This window comes from Rhodoferax mekongensis (genome assembly GCF_032191775.1).
GTDB classification, from domain to species: domain Bacteria; phylum Pseudomonadota; class Gammaproteobacteria; order Burkholderiales; family Burkholderiaceae_C; genus Allorhodoferax; species Allorhodoferax mekongensis.
In genome coordinates this window covers 2,349,437-2,375,382 of record NZ_CP132507.1, presented here as the reverse complement: position 1 = coordinate 2,375,382, position 25,946 = coordinate 2,349,437, and the positions used below count along the sequence as shown (strand labels likewise).

The 25,946-nt window shown below is 59.2% G+C and carries 26 protein-coding genes; 8 read left to right on the top strand and 18 right to left on the bottom strand.

All coding sequences use genetic code 11. The annotated features are described in order from the left end of the window. Positions 1–2: 2 nt before the first annotated feature. On the bottom strand, positions 3–1,166 hold the full coding sequence (locus tag RAN89_RS11410; protein WP_313866421.1) for an acyl-CoA dehydrogenase family protein: 1,164 nt from the start codon (positions 1,164–1,166) through the stop codon (positions 3–5). Between the two features lie 128 nt (positions 1,167–1,294). Here RAN89_RS11410 and RAN89_RS11405 point away from each other — a divergent pair, with 128 nt between their 5' ends. The 6 genes from RAN89_RS11405 (at position 1,295) to RAN89_RS11380 (ending at position 7,731) form a co-directional block, all read left to right on the top strand. Then, the gene (locus tag RAN89_RS11405; RefSeq protein WP_313866420.1) at positions 1,295–2,500 is read left to right on the top strand and encodes an acetyl-CoA C-acetyltransferase; all 1,206 of its coding nucleotides are present in this window, start codon (positions 1,295–1,297) and stop codon (positions 2,498–2,500) included. 73 nt (positions 2,501–2,573) lie between these two features. Then, the gene (locus RAN89_RS11400) at positions 2,574–4,733 is read left to right on the top strand and encodes a 3-hydroxyacyl-CoA dehydrogenase NAD-binding domain-containing protein (protein WP_313866419.1); all 2,160 of its coding nucleotides are present in this window, start codon (positions 2,574–2,576) and stop codon (positions 4,731–4,733) included. A gap of 3 nt (positions 4,734–4,736) precedes the next feature. Further along, positions 4,737–5,624: a lipase family alpha/beta hydrolase gene (locus RAN89_RS11395; protein WP_313866418.1), complete on the top strand. Its 888-nt coding sequence runs from the start codon at positions 4,737–4,739 to the stop codon at positions 5,622–5,624. Between the two features lie 19 nt (positions 5,625–5,643). Beyond that, entirely contained in the window at positions 5,644–6,357 is a 714-nt protein-coding gene (locus RAN89_RS11390; RefSeq protein ID WP_313866417.1) for a metal-dependent hydrolase, read from the top strand. Between the two features lie 166 nt (positions 6,358–6,523). Continuing rightward, a complete protein-coding gene (locus RAN89_RS11385) occupies positions 6,524–7,129 on the top strand; it encodes a chromate transporter (RefSeq protein ID WP_313866416.1) in 606 nt (201 codons plus the stop codon). Beyond that, positions 7,126–7,731, top strand: a complete 606-nt coding sequence (locus tag RAN89_RS11380; RefSeq protein ID WP_313866415.1) for a chromate transporter — start codon at positions 7,126–7,128, stop codon at positions 7,729–7,731. The genes RAN89_RS11385 and RAN89_RS11380 overlap by 4 nt, the downstream gene beginning before the upstream one ends. Positions 7,732–7,801: 70 nt before the next feature. Here the strand turns inward: RAN89_RS11380 and RAN89_RS11375 are convergent, their stop codons facing one another. The 4 genes from RAN89_RS11375 to rlmB form a co-directional block, all read right to left on the bottom strand. Then, entirely contained in the window at positions 7,802–8,551 is a 750-nt protein-coding gene (locus tag RAN89_RS11375) for a hypothetical protein (RefSeq protein ID WP_313866414.1), read from the bottom strand. A gap of 228 nt (positions 8,552–8,779) precedes the next feature. Then, positions 8,780–9,274: a hypothetical protein gene (locus RAN89_RS11370; RefSeq protein ID WP_313866413.1), complete on the bottom strand. Its 495-nt coding sequence runs from the start codon at positions 9,272–9,274 to the stop codon at positions 8,780–8,782. Positions 9,275–9,285: 11 nt separating this feature from the next. Next, on the bottom strand, positions 9,286–9,645 hold the full coding sequence (locus RAN89_RS11365; protein WP_428984445.1) for a hypothetical protein: 360 nt from the start codon (positions 9,643–9,645) through the stop codon (positions 9,286–9,288). A 22-nt stretch (positions 9,646–9,667) separates the two neighbouring features. Continuing rightward, positions 9,668–10,447, bottom strand: a complete 780-nt coding sequence (rlmB, locus tag RAN89_RS11360; RefSeq protein ID WP_313866412.1) for a 23S rRNA (guanosine(2251)-2'-O)-methyltransferase RlmB — start codon at positions 10,445–10,447, stop codon at positions 9,668–9,670. A 145-nt stretch (positions 10,448–10,592) separates the two neighbouring features. Between rlmB and RAN89_RS11355 the strand changes: the two genes are divergently transcribed. Further along, a complete protein-coding gene (locus RAN89_RS11355) occupies positions 10,593–13,430 on the top strand; it encodes a CHASE domain-containing sensor histidine kinase (RefSeq protein ID WP_313866411.1) in 2,838 nt (945 codons plus the stop codon). A gap of 68 nt (positions 13,431–13,498) precedes the next feature. Here the strand turns inward: RAN89_RS11355 and RAN89_RS11350 are convergent, their stop codons facing one another. Then, the gene (locus RAN89_RS11350) at positions 13,499–14,185 is read right to left on the bottom strand and encodes an ABC transporter ATP-binding protein (protein ID WP_313866410.1); all 687 of its coding nucleotides are present in this window, start codon (positions 14,183–14,185) and stop codon (positions 13,499–13,501) included. On the opposite strand from RAN89_RS11350, the gene RAN89_RS11345 reads away from it, so the two are divergent. Beyond that, positions 14,184–14,837, top strand: a complete 654-nt coding sequence (locus RAN89_RS11345; RefSeq protein ID WP_428984444.1) for an arylesterase — start codon at positions 14,184–14,186, stop codon at positions 14,835–14,837. The genes RAN89_RS11350 and RAN89_RS11345 overlap by 2 nt on opposite strands. Before the next feature lie 54 nt (positions 14,838–14,891). On the opposite strand, the gene RAN89_RS11340 is transcribed toward RAN89_RS11345, so the two are convergent. The 12 genes from RAN89_RS11340 to der all read right to left on the bottom strand — a co-directional run bounded on the left by RAN89_RS11340 (position 14,892) and on the right by der (position 25,939). After that, on the bottom strand, positions 14,892–15,080 hold the full coding sequence (locus RAN89_RS11340) for a hypothetical protein (protein WP_313866408.1): 189 nt from the start codon (positions 15,078–15,080) through the stop codon (positions 14,892–14,894). 46 nt (positions 15,081–15,126) lie between these two features. Further along, positions 15,127–16,020: a DUF2189 domain-containing protein gene (locus RAN89_RS11335; RefSeq protein WP_313866407.1), complete on the bottom strand. Its 894-nt coding sequence runs from the start codon at positions 16,018–16,020 to the stop codon at positions 15,127–15,129. Between the two features lie 53 nt (positions 16,021–16,073). Continuing rightward, positions 16,074–17,279, bottom strand: a complete 1,206-nt coding sequence (locus tag RAN89_RS11330) for a PLP-dependent transferase (protein WP_313866406.1) — start codon at positions 17,277–17,279, stop codon at positions 16,074–16,076. 28 nt (positions 17,280–17,307) lie between these two features. After that, positions 17,308–17,832 carry a phosphoribosyltransferase gene (locus tag RAN89_RS11325; RefSeq protein ID WP_313866405.1) on the bottom strand — a complete coding sequence of 175 codons (525 nt, stop codon included), beginning with the start codon at positions 17,830–17,832 and terminating at the stop codon, positions 17,308–17,310. Between the two features lie 75 nt (positions 17,833–17,907). Beyond that, entirely contained in the window at positions 17,908–19,284 is a 1,377-nt protein-coding gene (locus tag RAN89_RS11320) for an adenylosuccinate synthase (RefSeq protein WP_313866404.1), read from the bottom strand. An 11-nt stretch (positions 19,285–19,295) separates the two neighbouring features. Next, positions 19,296–20,444 carry an ATP phosphoribosyltransferase regulatory subunit gene (locus tag RAN89_RS11315; protein WP_313866403.1) on the bottom strand — a complete coding sequence of 383 codons (1,149 nt, stop codon included), beginning with the start codon at positions 20,442–20,444 and terminating at the stop codon, positions 19,296–19,298. 55 nt (positions 20,445–20,499) lie between these two features. Beyond that, on the bottom strand, positions 20,500–20,691 hold the full coding sequence (locus RAN89_RS11310; RefSeq protein WP_313866402.1) for a DUF2065 domain-containing protein: 192 nt from the start codon (positions 20,689–20,691) through the stop codon (positions 20,500–20,502). Between the two features lies 1 nt (position 20,692). Then, positions 20,693–21,595: a protease modulator HflC gene (gene hflC / locus RAN89_RS11305; protein WP_313866401.1), complete on the bottom strand. Its 903-nt coding sequence runs from the start codon at positions 21,593–21,595 to the stop codon at positions 20,693–20,695. A gap of 9 nt (positions 21,596–21,604) precedes the next feature. Continuing rightward, positions 21,605–22,945, bottom strand: coding sequence for an FtsH protease activity modulator HflK (hflK, locus tag RAN89_RS11300; protein ID WP_313866400.1), 1,341 nt, complete (start codon positions 22,943–22,945; stop codon positions 21,605–21,607). A gap of 68 nt (positions 22,946–23,013) precedes the next feature. Further along, positions 23,014–24,186 carry a GTPase HflX gene (hflX, locus tag RAN89_RS11295; RefSeq protein ID WP_313866399.1) on the bottom strand — a complete coding sequence of 391 codons (1,173 nt, stop codon included), beginning with the start codon at positions 24,184–24,186 and terminating at the stop codon, positions 23,014–23,016. 53 nt (positions 24,187–24,239) lie between these two features. Further along, complete coding sequence (hfq, locus tag RAN89_RS11290) at positions 24,240–24,485, bottom strand: RNA chaperone Hfq (protein ID WP_313866398.1); 246 nt, start codon at positions 24,483–24,485, stop codon at positions 24,240–24,242. A 116-nt stretch (positions 24,486–24,601) separates the two neighbouring features. After that, positions 24,602–25,939, bottom strand: a complete 1,338-nt coding sequence (der, locus tag RAN89_RS11285; protein ID WP_313866397.1) for a ribosome biogenesis GTPase Der — start codon at positions 25,937–25,939, stop codon at positions 24,602–24,604. Positions 25,940–25,946: the final 7 nt, after the last annotated feature.

The following is a 25,946-nucleotide window of genomic DNA, read 5'->3' as shown; positions in this document are numbered from 1 at the left end:
GCCTACTTGCCGCCCAGCCCCATGGACCGGGTGATCACTTCTTTCATGATCTCGTTCGTGCCGCCGTAGATGCGCTGCACCCGGGCATCGGCGTAGGCGCGGGTGATGGGGTACTCCCACATGTAGCCATAGCCGCCGAAGAGTTGCACACATTCGTCCATCACCTTGCACTGCAGGTCGGTGGTCCAGTACTTGGCCATGCTGGCAGTGGCCGTGTCGAGCTGGTCTTTGCCGATCAGCTCGCAGCACTTGTCCACAAAAACGCGGGCCACTTGCACTTGCGTTTGCAGCTCGGCCAGCACATAGCGGGTGTTTTGGAAGCTGGCGACCGGCTGGCCGAAGACCTTGCGCTCTTTCACATAATCCACCGTCCAGTCGATGGCCGCCTGGGACGCTGACACGGCCCCGATCGCAATCTGCAAGCGCTCCCAAGGCAACTGCTCCATCAAGCAGATAAAGCCTTTGTTTTCATAGGCCGCACCGCCCAGCAGGTTCTCGGCGGGTACCCGCACATTGTCAAAAAACAGCTCCGAAGTGTCCTGGGCTTTCATGCCCATTTTCTTGAGGCGTTGGCCCACACTGAAGCCGGGCATGCCGCGCTCCACCAGCAGCAGGCTGGTACCTTTGCCGCCGGCCGCCGGGTTGGTTTTGGCCACCACCACCACGAGGTCGGCATGCCAGCCATTGGTGATGAAGGTCTTGCTGCCGTTGAGCAAGTAGCTGCCGTCAGGCTGCTGGATGGCCGTTGACTTGATGCCCTGCAGGTCCGAGCCGGCCGCCGGCTCGCTCATGGCAATCGCGCCCACCATCTCGCCGCTGGCCAGCTTGGGCAGGTACCTGGCCTTTTGCTCGGGCGTGCCGTAGTGCAGGATGTAAGGCGCGACGATTTCGCTGTGCAGCCCGAAGCCGATACCGGTGAAGCCGCCGCGGGCCAGCTCCTCCATCTGGATCACCGAGTACAGCTTGTCCGCCTCGGAGCCGCCGTATTCCTCCGGCATGGTCATGCACAAAAAGCCGTTCTCGCCGGCCTTGTTCCACACCTCGCGAGCGACATAGCCCTGCTCTTCCCAGTCTGCATGGAAGGGCGCGATTTCCTTTTCCATGAAGCGGCGGAAGCTTTCGCGGAAAGATACGTGGTCCGGGGTGAACAGGGTGCGTTCGATCATGGTGTCTCCTAAGGGAAAGTCATTAGTTATTTTTACAAAGCGTTTGCTTGGTAAAAACAATATACTGCAAAACAGCTTGCAGGCGCCAGCCTGCGCAGCCGCACTCCCCAGACAACACCGGAGACCCCATGACCGAAGCCTATGTGTTTGACGCCATCCGCACGCCCCGTGGCAAGGGCAAGAAAGACGGCAGCCTGTTTGAAGTCAAACCCGTCACCCTGCTCGCAGGGCTGCTGACTGACCTGCAACAGCGCCACCAGTTCGATACCGCGGAGGTGGACGATGTAGTCATGGGCGTGGTGTCCCCCGTGGGTGACCAAGGCGCTGTGCTGCCCAAAGTGGCTGCCCTGAAAGCCGGCTGGGACTTCCAGTGCGCGGGTGTGCAGATCAACCGCTTCTGTGCCTCCGGCCTGGAGGCGGTGAACATGGCCGCGCAAAAAGTGCGCTCCGGCTGGGAAGACCTGGTGGTGGCAGGCGGCGTGGAAAGCATGAGCCGCGTACCTATTGGCTCCGACGGCGGTGCCTGGGCCATGGACCCCGAAACCAATAGCCAGACCTGCTTCGTACCCCAAGGCATAGGCGCAGACCTGATTGCCACACTGGAAGGCTTTACCCGCGCGGATGTGGATGCCTATGCTCTGGAATCGCAACGCCGCGCCACCAAGGCACAAGCTGCCGGCTATTTCGCCCGCTCAGTCATGCCGGTCAAAGACAGCCTGGGCCAGACCATTCTGGCGCGCGATGAGTTCATCAAACCTGGCACCACGCTCGAAGGTTTGGCAGGCCTCAAGCCTGCCTTTGGCGACATGGGCGGCATGGGTTTTGACGCCGTGGCCCTCACGCGCTACCCGCAGGTGGAGCGCATTCACCATGTGCACCACGCCGGCAACTCTTCGGGCATTGTGGATGGCGCAGCGGCGGTGCTGATCGGCAATGAAGCCGCTGCCAAGGCCCACAACCTGGCCCCGCGCGCCCGCATTGTGGCCACGGCCTTGAGCGGCGCTGACCCCACCATCATGCTCACCGGCCCCATGCCCGCCACGCGCAAAGCGCTGGCAAAAGCCGGGCTCAGTGTGGACGACATCGACCTGTTTGAGGTGAACGAAGCCTTTGCCGCAGTGGTGATGCGCTTCATGAAAGAGATGAAGGTGCCACACGACAAGGTCAACGTGAATGGCGGCGCCATCGCTATGGGCCACCCGCTGGGGGCTACGGGCGCCATGATTCTGGGCACGCTGATTGACGAGCTGCACCGCCGCAAATTGCGCTACGGGCTGGCCACCCTGTGTGTGGGCGGCGGCATGGGCATTGCCACCATCGTCGAGAGGCTTTAAAGACTTTTCGGCCTCTAGCGCTCGTCTTTATTGCGCAAGCAGCTCCTACTTTTATAGCATTTTCACCCACACCATGAAAACCATCCGCTACTCCCTGGACCACGGTATCGCCACCATCACCTTTGATGAGCCGGACTCCCCCGTCAACACCATGTGCCTGCAATGGCAGCAGGACATGGATGCCGTGGCCGCCCAGGTGCTGCATGACAAAGACAGCATCACCGGCATCCTGCTGGCGTCTGCCAAAAGCACCTTCTTCGCCGGCGCGGACCTCAAAGCGGCCATGCGACTGACCCCGGCGGATGCACCGCGCATCTTTGAAGAAATCGAGCGGGTGAAGCGCAACTTCCGCACCATTGAGACCCTGGGCAAACCGGTGGTCAGCCTGCTCAACGGCACGGCCTTGGGTGGCGGCTGGGAGGTTGCGCTGGTGGGCCACTACCGCATCGCAGTGGACGACCGAAAAACCCAGTTCGGCCTGCCCGAAGTCACCCTGGGCCTGCTGCCGGGTGCCAGTGGCGTGACCAAGATGACGCGTCACCTGGGGCTGATGGGCGCCCAGCCTTATCTGGTGGAAGGCAAAACCTTCAACCCCTATGAGGCTAAAGGGCTCGGGCTGGTGCACGAGCTGGTAGCGCCCGGCCCCGACGCCACAGCCGAGATGCGCGCCAAGGCGTTGGCATGGGTTGCCGCCAACCCGACAGCCCAACACCCTTGGGAAGCCAAAGGCTACAAAGTGCCGGGCGGCCTGCCCAGCAGCCCCGCGGTGGCAGCCATGTTGCCGATTGCGCCCGCAGTCATCAAGAAAAACACCCGGGGCCTGTACCCCGCGCCCGAGGCCATCATCGCCTGCATGGTCGAAGGCTTGCAGGTGGACCTCGACACCGCGCTGCGCATTGAAAGCCGGTACCTGGCCAAGCTCATGTCCGGCTCACAGGCCAAGGCCATGATCAACACCTTCTTCTTCAACCTGAACGCCATCAAGAGCGGCCAGAGCCGCCCGGCTGGCGTGCCCCGCTTCAAGCCTGCCAAAGTAGGCCTGTTGGGCGCCGGCATGATGGGCGCGGGCATTGCCTACAGCCAGGCCAGCAAAGGCATCACCACCGTGCTCAAGGACGTGAGCCAGGAAAAAGCAGACCTCGGCAAGAGCTACAGCGCCAAGATCACCCAAGGCCGTGTCGACAAGGGCCGCATGAAGCCCGAGGCCCAGCAACAGATCCTCGACCTGATCCACCCCACCGGCAGCGTGGCAGACCTGCAAGGCTGCGACTTGATCATCGAGGCCGTATTTGAGAACCGCGAACTCAAAGCCAAGGTCACCCAAGAGTCCGAGCCGCTCTTGGCACCGGGTGGTTTCTTTGCGTCCAACACGTCCACCTTGCCGATTACCGGTCTGGCCAAAGCGAGCACCAAACCCGAAAAATTCATCGGCATCCACTTCTTCAGCCCGGTCGACAAGATGAAGCTGGTCGAAATCATCAAAGGCAAAGCCACGGACGATGAGACTGTGGCCCGCGCTTTTGACTATGTGCAGGCACTGGGCAAATTTCCCATCGTGGTGAACGATTCGCGCGGCTTTTTCACCAGCCGCGTGTTCGGCACCTTTGTGATGGAAGGTGCAGCCATGCTGGGCGAAGGCATTCCCGCCGCGGCAATTGAGAACGCAGGCATCCAAGCCGGCATGCCGGTGGGCCCATTGGCCGTGCTGGACGAAACGGCGCTGACCTTGAGCCTGCACGTGATGGACCAGACCCAAAAGGACTTTGAGGCCGAGGGCAAGACCTATATCGCCACACCCGGTGAACTCGTAGTCGAGAAAATGGTGAAGCAGCACAACCGCCCCGGTCGCGCCGGTGGTGCGGGCTTTTACGAATACCCCTCTGAGAAAGGTGCCAAGAAGTTCCTCTGGCCCGAACTCAAAGGCCTGTTCGAAAAGTCCGATGTCGCTTGGGACATCACCGACCTCAAAGATCGCCTGCTCTACCGCCAAGCGATAGAAACAGCGCGCTGCCTGGCCGAGGGCGTTCTCACCAGCGTGCACGATGCCAACATCGGCTCGATCTTCGGCATCGGCTTCCCGGCGTGGACCGGTGGCGCCATGCAGTTCATCTACGGCATGGGCATCGACACGTTTGAGGCTCGGGCGGCCGCTTTGGCCACACAATTCGGAGGCGGTTTTGCCTTGAGCGATGATGTGAAATCCGCCATACGGCGCTTTCAACCCATGTACTGATCCATGCTCGCCAGACTCCTGCAACGCTTTTTGTTGGCCCTTGCCCTTGCGGGCGCCGGTTTGGCCGTGCTTTGGCATGGCGCAACAGGCGATGTGATGCTGGGCGCGCTCTTGATGCCGTGGCTGGCGGTGGTGCTCAGCACCTCCTACACCATGCTCAAGAGTCGTGCCCCGGGGGAGCCCTCAAGCATGTTCTACCGTGCCTGGTGGGGCGAAACCGTGGCCAACTTCCGCACCTTTGTACTGCGCCAGCCGTGGGCAGAGCCCCAACCCGCTGTCCTACCTGCTACGGATGGGTTGAAACGCGTGCCAGTGCTGCTGGTGCATGGTTATGTGTGCAACCACCGCTTGTGGGACGACATCGCCCCCCGCCTTCGTGCCGAGGGACATGATGTGCTGGCGATCAATCTGGAGCCTCTGTTCACCTCCATTGACCAGTACGCGGAACACATCGAAGCATCGGTACAAGCTCTGATGAAACACAGCGGGCAATCTCAAGTGGCACTGGTCGGTCACAGCATGGGGGGCCTGGCCATCCGGGCCTGGATGCGGCAATGTGGCAGCACACACGTGGCCCGCATTCTGACCCTGGGCACGCCCCATGCCGGCACCAAAGCCGCCAAACAGAACCGCACGCCCAATGGCCGCCAGATGCTGTGGGACAGCGCCTGGCTCCAAGGCCTGGCGGAATCCGAGCCCCCCGAGCGGCGCGCGCTGATGCGCATCGCACTCACCCCGCAAGACAACATTGTTTTTCCCCAACGGGCACAGACTCTGCCGGGAGTGACACCCGTGGTATTCGAAGGCTTGGGGCATGTGCAAATGTGCAGTGCGCCTGAGGTGATCAATTGGGTCGCCAACGAGCTGAAAAGCCCGCCCCTTGCGGCCTGACACTGATCCGGAACACTCCATGAGCCAACTCACCGTACGCAAACTCTTGATCGACTTGCAGACTCCATTTGCGGTGCGCTGGTGTTCCGGCGACGCATTCAAGTCCGCATTTTTCAATGCGCTGTCCATGAGCTTCCCGCTGGGCGAGCAGTACTTCATGGACTCGGTGCGTGCAGGCCTCAAAACCTTGCCGCCTGACGCGCAGCAACCGTTTGCCGCCGAGGTACAAGGCTTTGTGGGCCAGGAAGCCACCCACCGTCGCATCCACAGCCTGTTTAACGAGCAGCTTGCCCGGCAAGGCTTTGACAACGCCATGGAGCACCGGATTGCCCGGCGGCTGAAGGCCCATGCCCATCTCGATGTGCGCATGCATGTGGGCGCCACCGCGGCTACCGAACACCTGACCGCCCTGTTTGCCGACTGGATGCTCGCCCACCCCGAGGCCATGATGGGCACCGAAGACCGCTTGCGCACCTTGTGGCTCTGGCACAGCGCCGAAGAGAGCGAGCACCGTAGCACCGCCTTCGACGTGTACCACGCCATAGGGGGCAACCATGCGTGGCGCGTGCGCCTGTTCCGCTACATCACCTGGACCTTCTTCACCGACGTGGCCCGGCAGACGGTGCGCAACCTCTGGCGCGACAAGGCACTGTTCCGCTGGAGCACCTGGCGCAGTGCCTGGCCTTTTTTGTTCGGCCGCGAGGGCATCATCCGCAGCAACTGGCCGCTATGACGCGACTATCTGCGTGAAGACTTTCACCCCAGCCAACACCCGGCAGAGCGCTCAGCGCAATGGCTGCGCGACAATAAGCACCAGTTCACACCGGTAGGCCCGTTGAACGCCCCGGCAAGCTGATCCCGCGGGGCGGCAGCACCGGGCCGGAATCACCTCGCAGACCATGCCCGACACTCCAGACACCCGCCCGGCCCCGCAGTCCAAAACAGAGCTTTTTTACGCCTTTTCCATCCTTGCACTGCAGGGCTTCGGGGGCGTGCTGGCGGTCGTGCAACGCGAACTGGTGGACAAGCGCAAATGGCTCACGGCCGAAGAGTTTGTCGAAGACTGGGCCGTCGCCCAGATCCTGCCGGGCCCCAATGTGGTGAACCTGTCGCTCATGCTGGGCGACCGCTACTTCGGTTGGCGGGGCGCACTCACCGGCGTGGCCGGCATGCTGTGTTTTCCGACCATCGTGGTGTTGTTGCTGGCGGCCCTGTTCGCCGGCGTGGCCGACGTGCCTGAGGTACAAAGTGCCCTGCGCGGCATGGGCGCTGTCGCTGCCGGCCTGATTGCGGCGGCCGGTTTGCGGCTGGTGGGTGCGCTACGCAGTAACGCGATGGGCATTCTGACTTGCTGGGCGCTGGTGGTAGCCACCTTTGTAGCCGTCGCCCTGATGCGCCTGCCGCTGGCTTGGCTGCTGCTGGCGATAGGCCTGCCCGCCTGCCTCTGGGCCTACCACTGTCTGGGCCGGATAGCTACTGCCAACACCAGCAAGGAGCGCCTATGAACGCCCTGCCCGCGGTCCAGTGGCTGGACCTGTTTCTGCACTTCGCGGCCCTTTCGCTGTTGGCGATTGGTGGCGCCATCACCACCGCGCCGGACATGCAGCGTTATCTGGTGGTCGAACATGGGTGGATTGACAACGAACAGTTCACCTCCAGCATCGCCTTGTCGCAAGCCGCACCGGGGCCCAACATCCTGTTTGTAGCCCTGCTGGGCTGGAACATCGGGCTGAGTGCTGCCGGCGTGCCACCCGGCACCGCAGCCACCACATGGCAAGCCTATGCCTTGGCGCTGGGCGGTGTGGCGGTCACCATGACCGGCATCATGCTGCCCAGCACCACCCTCACTTTCATGGCAGCGCGCTGGGGCCACCGCAATCGCGAGCTGCGCGCGGTACGGGCATTCAAGCAAGGCATGGCCCCCATCGTGATTGCGCTGTTGGCCGCCACCGGCTGGATACTGGCCGCCAACCACAAAGGCGACGAACACCACCTAGGTTTGTGGGCCGTCAGCCTGGTGACCTGCGCATTGGTCTGGAAGACCCGCCTTCACATGCTGTGGATGCTGGGCGCCGGTGCGATTGCGGGGTGGATGGGGTGGATTTGAGGACTTTGGAGCGGTGGCCGCTCAGGGCCACAACCGGCCGTTGGTGAACGTCTGCTTCTATGCAGCAGGCCTATTCGCCAAAATACTCAAAGCATGGTCCTGGGTGCTTCAGCTTTCCACAGGCTGGGCACTGTTCTATGGGAACATGCAGGCGCATAGCGGTTACCCACTTTTGAATAGCCTGATCAAAAAGTGCAGCGTTGGACGCGTTTGCTGGACGCCAATCATCAAATCGCCCCATTCCACCGAGAGGCACTGAGCGAAAGTGTTTCGCCGCAACTCCAGCATTGCCTTCCAGGAGAGCCTTCAGGCAGTCTCGAATTGAATCAACGAAAGAGTCGCTGCGGCCATCTTCATCGCAAATTCGAAGTAGCTCCGTAGTCGTGGCCACTTCTTGCGAACAGCCCGCGCTTGGTGACACATCTACGGAGTCGCGAAGTTGAGAGTCGAGCACCGCCTTGACATTCGGGGAATGAAACACTCGACTTTCAGAAAGTCCTTGTGATGAGTGCCAGACATAAAATGCGATTAAATTGGTTGCGTCATCACACTCAGCTCCCGTCATTTCCATATTCGGAAACTTGCATACCAAGTAGCCACGGTCGTTCCGCCCGTAGGTTCCATTGATAGTCAGTGCTTCAAACTTTCCCACATCCTCCCAATAGGGGCGCGAGGCGTCTACAACTTCCCGCCACCAAGTGACTCGTCCCATTGCCTCAAATCGCATGCACTCGCGATAGACAACACAAAAGAAAACGCCACCAGCATGCAAATCCGTGAACGCTAGGGGGCCAGAGAAATAGGGGCGATTTAGTTCCATATGAGAACAATCAGTCTAGCTTGAAAGCTACTGGCATTCATCTTCCTGCAAACAAGCGTTCGCTTCGGGGTATCTCGCCTGGACTATTGCATTTCCGCCTCTTTTCGGCTGAAGCTAAGGGGCACTAGCAGGTACTCATGAATGTCTGCTTTCGAGCGACGAGCCTGATGCAGCGTACTTCCGCTTTGGGTCGACACCTGCCCAACTCTAGTGCCCTACCCAGTCCTCCTAACGCCGCCTCCACGCAAGCACCGTGGCAAAAGCAAATACCGCAATCCCCGCCCATTTCAGTGATGCACAGATGCCAGCCGCGAGATACCAGGCCGCACTGGCTGGTGTTCCCCCTGCACCAGCCCCGGTCAGCACCCAGTGCAGCAGGTTTTCCGCTGCATCAAACGCAGCGGCTGCGGGCAACAGCAAGGCGAGCCCGTGCATGGGCAGCAGGCTCTTGAGGGGTTCAAAAAAGCGGGTGCGCGCCACGGCCAGATAACCGGCAGCACCGTAGCTCCATAACAGAAGCCCATCGATGGGCAAATGGTGGCGAAACCGTTGCACGCCCTCGGGGCCCCAAGCCTGCAGCACGCGGGCAAACGCATCGGGGGTGAAGGTGAGCTGCAGCGCCACCACGCTCGGTTGCAGCGGTGCCAGATACACCGCCAACGCGCACAGGCACAGCACACTCACCACGACAGCCAGCTTGAGTGATGTGGTGGTGGGCTGCATGGCAACCGGGTTTAACGTGGGTTCTCGAAGAAGAGGTAGTTCGAGCCGTAATCGCTGATTTCGAAATACACCTTCTTTTCGCCACTATCTGCCACGAAGTTGAAGTTCTCGTCGAGCACCCCGTAGCCATAGCGGTAGGGGCGTGGCTTGCCGTCATCGGTACCCATGGCGGTGGAGAGTTTGTCGATTTTGATGAAGCGGCGCACCAGCTTGTCGCCGGCATAGAACTCCAGCACGCCGTTGGTGCCAGTCCAGTTCTGGATTTCACGGCCGAGCTTGTTTTGTTGCTCCTGGGTACAACCCATCAAAAGAAAAACGGCTGCAGCGCTCGTCGCTATTGCGCGGGCAGCTATTGACGTTATAGCAATCATGAAACTCTCCGGAAGGGTTGATTTACTTGCTGGCAGCTGTGCGCTGACGCAGGGCTTCGTACAAACACACGCCACTGGCCACCGACACATTCAGGCTTTCCACCGCGCCCTGCATGGGAATGCTCACCAGCTGGTCGCAGGTTTTGGCAGTGAGCTGGCGCATGCCATCGCCCTCGGCGCCCAACACCAACGCCACCGGCCCTTTCAGGTCGGCCTGGTACAGGTTGCTGGTGGCCTGGTCGCTGGTGCCTATGATCCAGATATTGCGCTCCTTGAGCTCGTTGAGCGTGCGGGCCAGATTGGTCACCATGAAGTACGGCACGGTTTCGGCCGCACCGCTGGCCACTTTGGCCACGGTGGCGTTGATGCCGGCCGCGTGGTCTTTGGGGGCAATCACGCAATGCGCACCGGCGCCATCAGCTACCCGCAAGCAAGCGCCAAGGTTGTGCGGGTCAGTCACGCCGTCCAGCACCAAAATCAGCGGGTTGGTGCGCTCAGCCACGGGCAACTCGGCATTGGTGGCTTCCAGGTTTTCGAGCAACTCATCCAAGGAATGGACCTGCTTGATCTCTTGCACCCGGGCGGCCACACCCTGGTGGCCGTGGCTACCGGCAAGTTTGGCCAAGCGCATGCCGTCGGCTTCGATCAGGCGTACACCGCTTTCTGCCACTTTGTCGAGAAACTGGCGCATGCGCGCGTCACGGCGGGTGGGCTCGTAGTAAATCTCGATGATGGATTGGGGGGCGGTCTTCAGGCGCACGCCCACGGCATGAAAGCCGAATAAAACTTTGGGGGAGGACATGGGAGGATTATCGACCCTGGCGCCTGCACCGCCGTCTGGGGCTACAGAGGCAATATCGGTCTTTTGTTAGTACGACCATCATATTTGATTCACTTTTATCATTTAAAATGTTTTAATGTGATATTCGCTTCATTTTTCTAATTCCATGAGCACTACCAACATCGCTGGTCTCACTGTAGGCAAGCCTGCGGCGTGGCTCATGGCATTGCCGCCATTGGCAGCCAACGCAGTGTGCGCGTTGGCCTATGTGCTGGTGGCAACGCTGGTGCACTTGCTGTTTGCCTTGCCCAACCCGCTGCTGGTGGCTGGCACTGCGGCTTCGGGTGTTGCGGTCGCGGGGGCCCTGATGTGCGGGCGCAAGGTTTTGCCTGGTCTATGGTTGGCGCGCCTGGTGTGGGACCTCTGGCTGATGGAAGGCACTTCCGGGTCCAGCGAATGGGCACTTGCCAGCCTGGGGGCATGTGCTCTGGTGCTGCAAACTGAAGTGGCGCGTGTCGCCGTGTTGGCATTGCAAATCCTGCCCAGCAAACTGCGGCGTCTGCGCAAAAGCCTGTGGATCTGTGGCGCGGGGCTGCTCGCGACCAGTGCCGGTGCCGCCTTGTACCTGCTGGTTCTGTCCCAGATGCAGGAGGCCGCAGCCGTGCAACATTGGGGCCTGCAAGCTGCGGGGCTGCTCCTGCCGGAATGGGCAGGCATCGCCCTCCTCCTGCCCCTGACCATTCTGTGGCTGCAAGATGACGCATGGCGGGAGCCCCGCAAATGGCGCGTGAGCACACTGGTGGCACTGGGCGCCGCGCTGACATTGGGGGTCACCGCACGCGCCGTATGGATGGACGAACAACAGACCTTGGCCCGTTTGCGGGACTCGAACACCGCATTGGCCCAACGTCTGGATGCCGATTTCCGCAGCGCGCATCAGGCGGTGCAGATCCTGCAGAGCCACTTGCGCAATGCGCCTCGAGAGACTGCCGCGCAATTCAGTGACGTGGCTGCTGCGATACAGGCCAGCCATCCACATGTGCAAGCGCTCAGTTGGAACCCCTTGATACCCCACGAGCAGCGCCATCAGTTCGAGCAGCGACTGCGTACCGAATACGGCCCGCAGGCAGCCTTGGTAGACCGTACAACTGACGGCACCCTGATGCCCAGCCGGAGAGCCGACTTCTATGTCGCGGTGGAACACATTGCCCCCCTGGAGAAGAACCGCGCTGCTTTGGGCCTGAACATTCATGCCAACCCCGCTCGGCGTGCTGCCATCGATCAGGCCTTGCGCAGCGGAGAGCCGGCCATCACCCCACGCATCCAACTGGTGCAGGAGACCGGCAAATCATGGGGCGCGCTGTACCTGAGTCCCGTGGCACCAGCTGGGCCCCAGACAAACACGGACCCAAAACCCACCCCAGTCGGCTTTGCCGTGGCGGTGCTGCGCATGGAGGACATTGTGGACAGTGCGGTTGAAAGCCTGCGCTTTGCCAACTTTCGTCTGGCCAGTGGTGAGGCGCCGCGACGCCAGGTAGTGCACTACCAGTTTGTAGATCAGAACGAGCCGGCCGAGACGCAAGCCTTGTTCGAGGATGGTCAAGCGGCCAAGCCTCCCATGCGCGGCCTGCTGCATAACGCCAGTCTGCTCTCGTTGCCGGTCCCGGCACCTGTGAGCCAGACCATCCGTTTTGCCGACCGCAGCTACGCCCTGCAAGCCACGCCCAGTGGCGACTTCTGGCAGGGTGAGCTCAGCCGCGCCCCATTCTTTGCGCTGGGGACCGGCATATTGCTGACCTGGCTCACCCTGGCCGCCAGTCTGATGCTGACCGGATCCACCCAGCTGCTGACCATCGCGGTAGAGCGGCGCACCCGCCAGTTGCAAGAGGCGGATGCGGCCTTGCAAACCACCAATTTGCGGCTGCAGCACCAGTCGTTACAACTGCGGTCGGTGCTTGAGGCCATGGACCAAGGCTACATGGGCTTTGACGCCGATGGCGTGCTGGTGCTCTCCAACGACAAGAGTTTTGACTTGATCGCAATGCCTCCCGGTGAGGAGCGCGAGAGCTACCTGACTGTGGCCCGCCATATCGGACGCAATTTCCAGCTGGCGCAGGCGCAGGCGCTGTCGGTGGCGCAAAGCATGTTGAGTGTGCGCAACAACAAAGAACACCATGTGTACCGCGACCTGGTGCCGGTCAAGCCCGACTCAGTGGCCAGCTACCTCGACATGCGCGTCCACACCTTTGAAGACCCCACTCTGCGCACCATCGTGCTGCTGCACGACACCACGCCCGAGATGCAGCTGGAGCGCTCCAAGTCGCAGTTCATGTCATTTGCTGCACATGAAATCCGCACCCCACTGACGGTGATCCATGGTTATGCCGACCTGCTGGCCACGCGCACGCTGAACGCTGACAGCGTCAAGGAGATGGGGCTGCAGATACTGCGCAAATCCCAGGGACTGAATCAGTTGCTCCAACGCATGTTGGACCTGTCGGAGCTGGACATGAACGGGCTGGATATCAAGCGCACCCGCATCACCGACCTGGGGGCCCTTTGCGCCATGGCCGCCCGGGGCATTCAGATACCCGAGGACCGGGAGCCGCCTGTCGTTCAGCATATGGACCCGATCCCCTGGTGCCGTGTCGACCCGGTGGCGATCACCATGGCGGTGACGGAGCTACTGCACAACGCCTATGCCTTCAGCCCAGCGGGCACTCCGGTCACGATCCATGTGGGCCCGCTGAATGAAGATGTAGACAACCCCGGTGGTGTACGCATCCGCATCAGCGACCAGGGCCAAGGCATGACGCATGAAGTGCAGCAACACATCTTTGAGCGCTTCTACCGCGCCGACAGCTCCGGCAAACACCCCGGATTCGGCCTGGGCCTGAGCACCGCCAAACTGATTGCGGACCTGCACAAAGCCCAACTCCACATTGAAAGCACACCACAGCAAGGAACGGTTGTCACCATCGACATCCCCCAAGGGGACGTTTAGGCCAAAATCAGCCCTTGGCGCCCGGGGAATGTGCGCGAGTAGCTACTGATTTAATAGCAAAAAGGCCCTCAGGCAGCCACCGCTTCGGGGACGACCCGACCCGCCTCGATAAGGATACGGCGGTCACAACGCGCAGCGATGCTTCGGTCATGCGTCACCAGAACCAGGGTAGTGCCTTGCTCGCGGTTGAGGTCGAACATCAGTTCCATGATTTTTTCACCGGTGGCAAAGTCCAGGCTGCCGGTGGGCTCGTCGGCCAACAACACGGCCGGTTTGACCACAAAGGCGCGCGCCAGCGCGACGCGCTGTTGCTCTCCGCCTGAGAGCACCTTGGGATAAGAATTCAAGCGCTGGGACAGGCCCACGCGTGACAGCATTTCGGTGGCGGCAGCACGGGCGTCTTTGCGGCCATCCAGTTCCAGGGGCAGCATCACGTTTTCCAGTGCAGTCAGATTGCCCAGCAACTGAAAACTCTGGAACACGAAACCCACCTGCCGGGCACGCAGCGCGGCGCGGGCATCTTCGTCCAGGGCGAATAGGTCCTGCCCGGCCAAGCGCACGGTGCCGCCCGTGGGCGTATCGAGACCGGCGATGATGGACAACAAGGTACTCTTGCCGGAGCCCGAAGCCCCCACAATGGCTGCGGTCTCACGGGCATTGAGTGCAAAATCAATGTCGCGCAGGATCTCCAGCGTGCCGGTGGAATCTGTCACCGCCTTGAAAACATGCTCAACCGAAATAATGGAATCACTCATGGGGCTCTCTGTAGTTCGTAGACACTGTATCGCGCTGCTCATTTTGGCCTCTTTTGCAGGGGCAAACACAGCGCATGCCAAAGAGTCCCCTGCATCTGCCAAAGTGCTGGTGCTGGGCGATTCGCTGAGCGCGGAGTACGGGCTCAAACGCGGTACCGGATGGGTTGCTCTGATGGAGCAACGCATGGCAGCCGACAAAGTAGCCGCCACGGTAGTCAACGCCAGCATCAGCGGGGACACCACCTCCGGCGGCAGATCCCGTCTGCCTGCTTTGTTGGCGCAACACAAACCCACCTTGGTCGTGATTGAGCTGGGTGGTAACGATGCCCTGCGCGGGCTGCCGTTGAGCATGACGCAAGACAACCTGATGGCCATGACGCGCGCGGCCCAGGCCAGTGGTGCCAAAGTGCTGCTGGCGGGCATGCAAGTGCCGCCCAACTACGGCCAGGATTACACCAAGCGCTTCAGCGAAACTTTTGCCACGGTAGCCAAATCCACCAAAGCGGCTTTGGTGCCATTTTTGTTGAAAGGTGTCGCCGATGCGCCCAATGCAGCGGCCCTGTTTCAGGCGGACCGCATTCACCCCAAGGAAGAAGCGCACCCGACCATTCTCAACACCATGTGGCCGGCAATAAAAAACCTCTTGCGGTAGACGTACCCCAAGAGGTTTGGCCGCTGTGAAGCGACGGTTGGCGGATTGAGCCGATCAGGCCGGGGGGGCTTCGTCAGGCGCTTGAGCCGCCGCCGAGGCCGCTTGTTCCGCTGCCTCATTGGGGGTCAACTCCACGCCGTCGCCCGTCTTGCGCTCGGCTTTTTGCTTGAGCTTTTCTTCTTTCTTTTTACGTTTGGCCAGTTCTTTCTGACGTTTTTCGTATCCGTAGTTGGGTGTTGCCAAAGTGTGCTTTCGTTAATTGAGGCCACTGTAACACCTTGCCGCACCCTCACGGCGACGCGGCCGGGTTTTCGACCGGGTTCACCGGACTTTCATCCAAGGGCCACTGCACAGCGCCGCGGTACGCATGCCAGGTCGCATGGCCCAACCAAGGCCCCACCAGCAGCAAGCCTAGGTGCCAGGGCAACGCCATGGCGACCGCGAGCAGGCCGGTCAGCAAAGCGCCCCACAACACCATGACGCCCGTGTTCTTCAAAAACACCTCAATGCTGGTGATCGCGGCAGAAATGGCATCGGTGTCCCTGTCCAGAATCATGGGAATGGACACGACGGTCAGCGCAAAGACCAATACGGCAAATCCACCGCCGACCACGGCATACGCGAAAACAAACTCGAGGTTCTGCGGATTGAACACCGCTTGCACCACGCCAGTCGTCGAGGGCATGCCGGTATTGAAAAACACCGCAAACACCACCAGCGATGCCCTGCCCCACAGCAACTCCAACACGATGAGCACGAGCACCAGCATGGCCATGCTGGGAATATGGCGGTCCCAACAAACGATGGAGGCACCCAGCGCGGGCGGTATGCCTGCCTCGCGACGGCGGCTGACCTCATAGAGGCCCATGGCCAAAAACGGGCCAACCAATAAACAACCGGAGGCAATGGTCATGGTGTACTCCGGGCTGTTTCTGAACACGGCGCCGAGAACCAGCGCCATGGTGGTGAACGCAATGCCATAGAAGAGTGCAATGCCGGGATGAGCCATTAGGTCACTCGCTCCCCGCCGCAGCCACCGGAAAGGGTCCATCAACTTCAACGGGAGAATCGTCTTCCGGGGCGCCTCGGAGGGCGGTGGCACATACGGAGCCGGCTCCAAATCAGGCGAGCGCACGGCACTGGTGGCATCGAGAGATTCGGTAGGCGAGGAAGTGGTGCTCATGCGCGGCAGAATACGCCGACACCCGCCACTTGCCTACTCAGGAAAACGCGCAGTCAGCGCAAGACTTCCAGTGCCTGGGCAATATCGGCCTGCAAGTCGGCCAGATCTTCCAGGCCAATAGAGAAGCGCACCAGCGTTCCCCGCAGCAGATGCTCCGGCCAAATCGTACGCATGCTTTCCAGTTCGTAAGGCACCACCAGACTGATAGGGCCGCCCCAGCTGTAGCCCAGCTTGAACAGCTTGAGAGCGTCGCAAAAGGCATCTGTTTGGGCTTGGGTAAACCGGGAGTCCAGCATCACACTGAAGAGACCGGCGGCTTTGCCCTCTTCCCCACCCGTCAGAGCCATCCAGTGGCTGTGCCCGGGGGACTCCGGCAAGGCCGGATGCAGCACCTGCACAAACTCCGGCTGGGTTTGGGCCCATGCCGCGAGGCTGCGTGTGGCCACATCGTGTGCGCGGTAACGCAATCCGATGGTAGGCAGGGAGCGCAACACCGCTTCCACATCGTTCATGCCAACCCCGATACCGAAGCGCATATGGGTCAACTTGAGCTTGAGGTGCAGCCCGGGGTTGCGGGTGATCACGCTGCCCATCAATACATCGCCACCGCCGCTCGGATACTTGGTCAAGGCATGCGCCGAGACGTCTACCGCCACCGGACTGCTGGCACCGGGGACGAGGTCAAACGGGTTGAAGGCCAAGCCTGCGCCCCAGGTGTTGTCGAGCGCGGTGAGCACCTTGCGGCGCTGGCAAATCCGCACCATTTCAACAATGTTGGGAAACTCCAGGCTCACAGAGCCCGCCGCCTCCAGCCACACCAGCTTGGTACGGCTCGAAATCTGGGCTTCCAGATCCTCAGGGTCCATCGGGTTGTAGTACTGGTGGGTAATCCCCCACCCCATCAACTCGCCTTCGACGATGGACTTGTTGGGTCCATATGCGTTATCCGGCAAGAGGACCTCGTCGCCGCTTTTCAACAAAGACAGCGCCACCAGTCCCAGCGCCGCGAGGCCACTGGGAACCAACAGACACTCTTTGCCTCCCTCCAGGGTCGCGAGGCGCTCTTCCAGCGCATAGCTGGTGGGGGTGCCGTGCAAACCGTAGGTGTAGGCGGACTTGTCTTTCCATTCGCGGCTGCGCATGGCAGCCACGGTAGGGAAGAACACCGTAGACGCTTTGAATACGCCGGGTTGCGGCGCTTCAAAACCAGCTGGTGGCTGGTACGGATGATGAATGAGGTGGGTGATCCGGTCTGTCATGCGGCGAAATCTGTGAAGCGCTGGAGCGTCAAACGCTCCACTTCTGGATCAGCTGCTGGGGACGCAAGGAGTCGTAGCTCTCAAATGGCTGGTGAATCCAGGGGTTGGTCGGCAGGAACTCCACTGAGTAGTCGGGCGTAAACACGCTCACCGCCTTGGTCCAGATCACCGCGCTACGCAACTCGGTGATGGGGGCGTAGTTGTTCTTGAGCTGATTGATCACCGCGTTCAAGGTGTGACCGGAATCCGCCAAATCGTCAACCAGCAGCACTTTGCCAGCGATTTCACCCTTAGGAGTGGTGATGTAGCGGGCAATGTCCAGGTTGCCTTGCTGGGTGCCGGCTTCAGCGCGGTAGGAGCTGGTAGACATGATGGCCAGCGGCTTGTCAAACACGCGCGACAAGATGTCGCCGGGACGCATGCCCCCGCGTGCCAGGCACAAGATGGTGTCGAACTCCCAACCGGACTGGAACACCTTGATGGCCAGCTTTTCGATCAGGTTGTGGTACTCGTCATAACTGACATAGAGATGCTTGCCGTCTTCAGTCAACATCAGCGTGCTCCTAAAAAAGTAGCTGCTTGCGCAGGATTTACGGGGGCTAGAGGCTCAAATAGCATTCAAAATCGGTCAGTCAGCGAGGTAGGGATGGCGCATCATGATGGTGTGGTCGCGGTCCGGGCTTGTAGACACCATGTGAATGGGCACACCAGTGACTTGCTCAATGCGTTGCAAGTACAGGCGAGCTGCCACAGGCAACTTGTCGTACTGGGTCACACCGACGGTGCTGTCACTCCAGCCTTCCATGACCTCATAAATGGGTTTGCAGCGCTCGATCTCGTCCGCGCCCATGGGCAGGATGTCGACTTTTTCGCCATCCACTTCGTAGCCGGTGCAAAGCTTCAACTCCTTGAGACCATCCAACACGTCGAGCTTGGTGATACACAGGCCGGACAAACCGTTGACTTGGGCGGAACGCTTTAGCAATGCAGCATCAAACCAGCCGCAACGGCGTGAGCGACCGGTAGTTACGCCCTTTTCAGCGCCCACGGTGCTCATGTGGTAGCCGGGTGTGCCGGGCACTTCCCACTCCAACTCGGTGGGGAACGGACCACCGCCCACACGGGTGCAATAAGCCTTGGTGATCCCCAGGATGTAATGCAACATGCCGGGGCCCACACCGGAGCCTGCTGCGGCATTGCCTGCCACGCAGTTGCTGGAGGTGACGTAGGGATATGTGCCGTGGTCCACGTCCAGCAATGTGCCTTGGGCACCTTCGAACAAGAGGTTGGCGCCTGCCAAATGGGCCTCGTTCAACTCTCGCGACACATCCGCCATCATGGGCTTGAGCAAGGCAGCGTGTTCCATCGCTTGCTGGAATACTGCTTCAAACTGCACGCGGCCATTGGCCATGAAAGGCGCCAACAAAGGGCCGAAATCGAACGCTTCAGAACCCAGATAGGTCGCGAGAACGTGGTTATGCAGGTCCAGCAGTTCGCGCAGCTTGGCCGCGAAGCGCTCAGGGTGTTTCAAGTCTTGAACGCGCAAGGCACGTCGCGCAATCTTGTCTTCATAAGCGGGGCCGATACCGCGGCCTGTGGTGCCGATCTTGGCCGTGCCGCCTTTTTCGCGGAAGGCCTCACGAGCCACATCCAGCGCCACGTGGAAAGGCAGAATCAACGGGCAGGCTTCGCTGATGCGCAGGCGCGAGCGCACTTCTACACCGGCTTTTTCCAGACCTTCAATTTCTTCAAACAACTTGCCTGCTGACAACACGACGCCGTTGCCGATGTAGCACTTGACGCCGGGGCGCATGATGCCGGAAGGAATAAGGTGCAATGCGGTTTTGACGCCATTGATGACCAGCGTGTGGCCCGCGTTGTGACCACCTTGGAAGCGGACGACCCCTTGGGCGCTTTCCGTGAGCCAATCGACCAGCTTGCCCTTGCCTTCATCGCCCCACTGGGTGCCGACGACCACTACATTTCGACCTTTGGTTGTATTCATTTCGCTCTGGATTAAATAGCTGTTACGACCCACTGACCAGCGGCTTGCACCAGCTCACGGTCGCAATGGAACTCATCGACTTCACTTTCGTGTCCGGGAAGGACACACACCACGGTTTCGCCCTGCCGGCGCAAATCCGCAATTGCTGCTCGCAAGGCCGCAGCCTCACCCCAAGGCGCGCGAATCGCAGCCCGCAGGGGGCGCATATCGGCTGCTTGGGCCAATACCTTGACATCCAAACTGAAGCCCACGGCAGGACGTTTGCGCCCGAACACCGAACCGACCTCGTCATACCGGCCACCACGGGCCAGGGCGTCACTCGCCCCTGCTGCATAAATCGAAAAGCGCATGCCGGTGTAGTAGGCATAACCGCGCAAATCGGCGAGGTCAAAGGAAACCTTCACACCCTCCAGATGACCTGCCAGCCATTGCAGATGTTCCAGCGCTTGGCTGATTCCTGGCAAGGCCGGCAATTCTTCACGAGCCTGCTGCAGTACATCTGCATTGCCGTACAGGTTGACGAGGCCACGCAAAGCAGCGCCAACGGGCTGTGGGCAGGATTGCGTCAACTCTGCCAATGCGCTGCTGTCCTTGGATGTGAGAGCAGACAGAACTTCGTTCTTTTGAGCGCTGCTCAAACCGGACTCGTCGAGCAAACTGCCCACTATACGGGCGTCCGCCATGTCCACTGTGAGTACACCGACCTTACAGGCCTTCAGGGCGTCCAAGGTGAGTGTCAACACTTCCAGGTCAGCTTCCAGCCCTGCATGACCATAGATTTCTGCGCCGAACTGCAAGGGCTCGCGAGTCGCATGAGGGGCAGCAGGTCGGGTATGCAATACAGGCCCGCAATAGCAAAGACGCGTGACTCCACTGCGGTTCAACAAGTGCGCATCTATGCGTGCCACTTGGGGCGTGCTGTCTGCACGCAGGCCCATCATGCGGCCGGATATCTGATCGACCAGTTTGAAGGTCTGCAAATCCAACGCTTCACCGGTGCCGGAAAGCAGTGACTCCAGATGCTCCAGCATAGGTGGCATCACGAGCTCGTAGCCATAGCATCGGGCCATGTCCAGCAGATCTCGACGTATTTCTTCGATGTGGCGGGCCTCGGAAGGCAGCACATCGGCAATGTGATCCGGAAGGACCCAAGCAGACATGGAATTGAGGGGAGGCTGTTAAAACCGAGATTTTACCGGCCTTGAGGCTCGGATTTCAGGGCAGCAGCCACCAAATGCAGAACAATCCGCACAGGATGCTGCACAAGCCGAAGAAACGTATCTGCCCATCCTGCAATTGCAAGAGCTGGGAAAACAATTTGCGCCACCCTTGGGGTGATGCAAAAGGAAACAAACCCTCCAGCACCAGCACCAAAGCCAGTGCCATCCAAAGTGCGTCAGCGTTCACGCTACTTTTTGGCCGCAGCTGCAGCGTTACCGCCACTGCGGAAAGTCTTGAAAAACTCAGAGCCGGAGGGATCCAGAACCATCACGTCACTCTTGTTGGCGAAACTGCTCTTGTAGGCTTCCAGGCTGCGGTAGAACTGTGCAAACTGGGGGTCTTTGCCGAAGGCATCGGCGTAAATCCTTGCAGCCTCCGCATCGCCCTCACCCTTGATTTTCTGGGCGTCACGATAAGCATTTGCGATCGTGATTTCGCGCTGGCGATCTGCATCAGCACGGATTTTTTCACCTTCTGCAGCGCCCGTGGAGCGCAGCTCATTGGCCACGCGCTTGCGCTCTGCCTCCATACGGCGGTAAACAGACTCTGTGATGGCTTCCACGTAATCAACCCGGGTGATACGCACATCCACAACGTCTACCCCCCAAGGTTTGGTACCACGCACCTTGTCCAGAACCTCCGCTTTCACATCAGACATCAGGGCTTCACGCTTGAGGGACAAGAGTTCTTTTACCGTACGCTTGTTGATCTCTTCCTGGAATGCGTTACGCACCACCCGGTTCAACTGGCTAGCTCCGGCGCTCTCATTCAGGCCTACGTTGCGGATGTAGTCGGAGGGCTCAGTGATACGCCAACGCACATACCAGTCGATGACCACGCGCTGTTTTTCAGCCGTGAGCATGGGCTCGGCATCTGTGCTGTCCAAGGTCAACAAGCGCTTGTCGATATAGGACACATTCTGAAAAGGTGGCGGAAGCTTGAAGTTCAAGCCGGGCTCGGTGATCACTTCCTTGATTTGACCCAAGGCATAGACCACGCCGAATTGCCGCTGATCCACCACGAACAAGGTGGAACTAGCCAGCGCCAACAGCACCAGCAACGAAGTGAAGATAAGTCCGATACGGTTCATAGTGTTGTCCTAGCGCACGTCGCGTTCACGGGTTCTCGCGGCATCGCGGCTGCGTGGATCGTTGTTGCCAAAAGTTGTCGCAGGAGCGGCAGGCGCAGACTGAGTGGATGTAACGGGACCGGAAGCCGGTTCAGCCGCAGCAGGCGCGCCTGTTAGCTGCAGCACTTTATCCAAAGGCAGGTAAAGCAAATTGCCACCCTGCTTGGAGTCCACGATGACCTTCGTCACGTTGCTGTAGATCTGTTGCATGGTATCCAGGTACATACGATCCCGCATGACCTGAGGCGCCTTCTGGTACTCGGCATACACCGATCGGAAACGTTGGGCATCACCTTGCGCCTGCGCTACTACACGGGCTTTGTAGGCGTCAGCCTCTTCCTTCAATCGGGAAGCGGAACCGACCGCGCGGGGTACCACATCGTTGGCGTAGGCTTGGGCTTCGTTCTTGGCACGTTCACGCTCCTGCCCGGCCTTCAAGACATCATCAAACGAAGACTGCACTTGTTCAGGTGGGCGAACTCCGCCTTGCTGAAGGTTGACCCCGACCACCTCAACGCCAACCTTGTAGCGATCCAGAATGGTTTGCATCAGGGCACGTACCCGCGGGGCAATCTGATCACGCTCTTCAGACAGCGCCGCATCCATTTTCATCTTGCCCAATACTTCACGGATTGCCGTCTCGGCAGCCTGCACGACCGCCTCACTCGGATTCTTGCTTTCGAACAAGAAAGCTCGCGCATCGCTCAAACGGTATTGCACTGCGAATTTGATGTCGAGAATGTTTTCATCCTCAGTCAGCATGGCCGACTCTTTCAGTCCAGTGGCCTTGAGAACCACATCGCGGCCGACATCCACCGATCGGATTTGACTCACGAATACCAATTCATGCTTCTCAATCGGATATGGAAGACGCCAATTGAAACCCGCGTTCACCGTGGATTTGTATTTTCCAAATTGGGTAATGACGGCCTGCTGGCCTTCTTGCACGATAAAAAAACCCGTGCCCAACCAGATCAGGACCAACACTCCGACAATCAAGCCAGCGCCAATACCAGCATTCTTCATGTCAGGTTGAAAGCCGCCGCCATTGCCTCCAGCGGGTTTCTTGCCTCCGCCGAACAAGCCAGCCAGTTTCCGGTTGAAGTCCCTCCACAGCTCATCAAGATCGGGGGGGCCGGATTGGGACGTATTTTTGGGGCCGCCGGACTGCGGCCCCGCAACAGGCGAAGGCCGCTCCGCCTCGGGCTTGGCCTGACCCTCTGGACCCTGCCCTTCCTGCTTGTCGTCACCACGCCCCCAACGGGAATCGTTCAAATTGAACACATTACGCAACCAGGGTGCCAATGGCATGCTCTTCATTCGAAACGCAGATAGTTTCATGGAATCTTCTTTAGTGCTGTGGGGCGCATTGTGCCAATTCACACACCGTCCCCAGAGGGCTCAGGGTGAATTGACGGCAAGTCATTCAAATCTGTCGCAGATTTCGCAATTTCGGCCAATTTTTGGCGCAATAAAGGCATTCCGGTCAAGTTGCGCGCGCTTACGAATATACGTGGAGTCTGTAGTCCCTGGATTTCATAGGTATCTTCCAAACGCAAGGGTTGTGCATCTGCGGAAATAGCGTCAACTTTGTTGAAGACCAGCAGTTGAGGAATGTCGTCGGCACCAATCTCTTTGAGCACTGCCTGGACTTGGGCGATTTGCTCCGGAAAGTCCACATTGGCAGCGTCTACGACGTGAAGAAGCAGGTCAGCATCAATTGCTTCCTGCAAAGTTGCCTGAAAAGCATCCACCAAACCATGGGGCAAATCCCGAATGAACCCTACCGTGTCGGACAAGGACACTGATCGATTGGCTTCACCAAGATACAGTTGACGGGTAGTGGTGTCCAAGGTGGCGAACAGCTGATCAGCTGCGTAGGCGCGTGCCTTTACCAAGGCATTGAACAGTGTGGATTTGCCCGCGTTGGTATAGCCGATCAATGAAATGTTGAAAGCATCACGGCGCTCGCGTTGACGGCGTTGCGTCTGTCGCTGTCGCTTGACTTTGCCCAAACGCTCTTTGGTTCGTTTGATGTTCTCGCTGATCATCCGGCGGTCCAGTTCAATCTGGGTTTCGCCGGGCCCCCCGCGTGTTCCGATACCCCCTCGCTGACGCTCCAAATGGGACCAGCGGCGTACCAAACGTGTGCTGAGGTATTGGAGTCGAGCCAATTCAACCTGCAACTTGCCTTCATGACTCCTCGCCCGTTGTGCGAAGATCTCAAGAATCAAGAAGGTCCGGTCATTGACCGGAAGCTGCATGTGCCGCTCCAGATTTCGTTGTTGACCGGGACTAAGCGACTGGTCAAACAAAATTTCGGTGGCACCGGTCTGCAGCGCTAGCTGCCGGATTTCCTCTGCTTTTCCGGAACCTACAAACAACGCTGCATCGGGAGCGCGGCGTTTACACACAACACGCCCCACGGGTTGCAAACCAGCTGTTTGAGCCAGAAGTCCGAGCTCTTCCAGCTCAGAATCGAAATTCGGACCACCCAGATCGACACCAACCAGTATGGTTGGCGCCAATTTGCTTTCTTGGGGATTATTCAATGGGAGAAAAATTCACTGCGGGAGGATCCAAAGGATCCCCCACTTTTGAAGCATCAAGCAGATGCTGCTTCGTCACCAGCGGCTGCCAGGTTCACTGCGCGTCCGGGAACAATAGTTGAAATGGCATGCTTGTAAACCATTTGTGTCACTGTATTGCGGAGCAAGACCACGTACTGGTCAAAAGATTCGATCTGTCCCTGCAACTTGATGCCGTTCACCAAATAAATGGAAACAGGCACATGTTCACGACGCAAAGCGTTCAGGAAAGGATCTTGGAGGAGTTGGCCTTTGTTGCTCACGATATTCTCCGTGTTCAAAAAATGATAAGGGTTTGACGATACCACACATGCTTTGAGCCCCTCCTACTGACGAGGAGTTTACGCATAGGGACTAGTCAAGTAACTTGCTGCTTGACTTAATCTTTATCAGCAAATGGGTTTTGAGAAGACTTCATCTCGATACGCAAAGGTGTTCCCACCAAATTGAACTCCTTGCGGAAGCGACCTTCCAAAAACCGCTTGTAGGCTTCGGTCACATGCTCCAGGGAGTTTCCGTGGATCACGATAATGGGCGGATTCATCCCACCTTGGTGGGCATAACGCAATTTGGGCCGGTATGCGCCGGTCTTCTTCGGTGTCTGGAATTGCACCGCCTCCAATAGCAGACGGGTCAATACCGGCGTCGGCATCTTGCAATTGGCCGCTTTGTGCGCTTGAGTAATTGCTCCCCAGAGCGGGCCTAGGCCCTGGCGTTTTTTAGCCGAGATGAGATGCAATGCAGCGAACTTCAAGAAGCCCAGACGGGTCTCTAAAGATCGTTTCACCAACTCGCGTTGGTATTCGTCAATCGCATCCCATTTGTTAACCGCCACAACCACAGCCCGACCGGATTCCAGAATATAGCCCGCTATGTGGGCGTCCTGGTCAGTTACGCCTTGTTCAGCGTCGATCAACAACAAGACGACGCTGGCAGACTCAATAGCCTGCAACGTCTTGACGACCGAGAATTTCTCGATGGCCTCAAACACTTTGCCCTTTTTGCGCAATCCTGCTGTGTCTACCAATTCAAACTTCTGACCTTCCCGCTCAAAAGGGACAGAAATGGCATCCCGCGTGGTACCGGGCATATCAAATGCCACCAAACGCTCTTCACCCAACCATGTGTTAATCAGTGTCGATTTGCCTACGTTTGGCCTGCCTGCGACTGCAAGCTTAATCACGGAAGGATCAGACGGTTCAGGGTCCTCCTCCGGCTCTTCAAGATGCAACGCGTCCAGCGCCATCTCGACCAAAGAGCGCATGCCCTGACCATGGGCAGCAGATACTGGGAAGACCTCACCCAAGCCTAACTCAAAGAATTCAGCAAGCTGAGAGCCGGCTTTCATGCCTTCCGCTTTGTTAGCCACAACAAGGCAGGGCTTGCCAAGCTTTCTCAAATAGTTGCCGATGTCATGATCCTGCGCGGATAGCCCCGCCCGAGCATCCACCACGAATACAACCACATCAGCTTCAGCAACCGCCTGCCGGGTTTGCTTCGCCATCTCTTTGAAGATGCCGCTTCCGGCATCGGGTTCAAAACCACCGGTATCGATGACAATGAATTCCTGCTTGCCGTGTTTGCCATTGCCGTAATGGCGGTCACGCGTCAAACCGGCATAGTCGGCAACGATCGCGTCACGGGTTTTCGTCAAGCGATTAAACAAGGTCGACTTCCCGACATTCGGGCGCCCCACAAGGGCTATAACAGGCTTCATTCGGGAC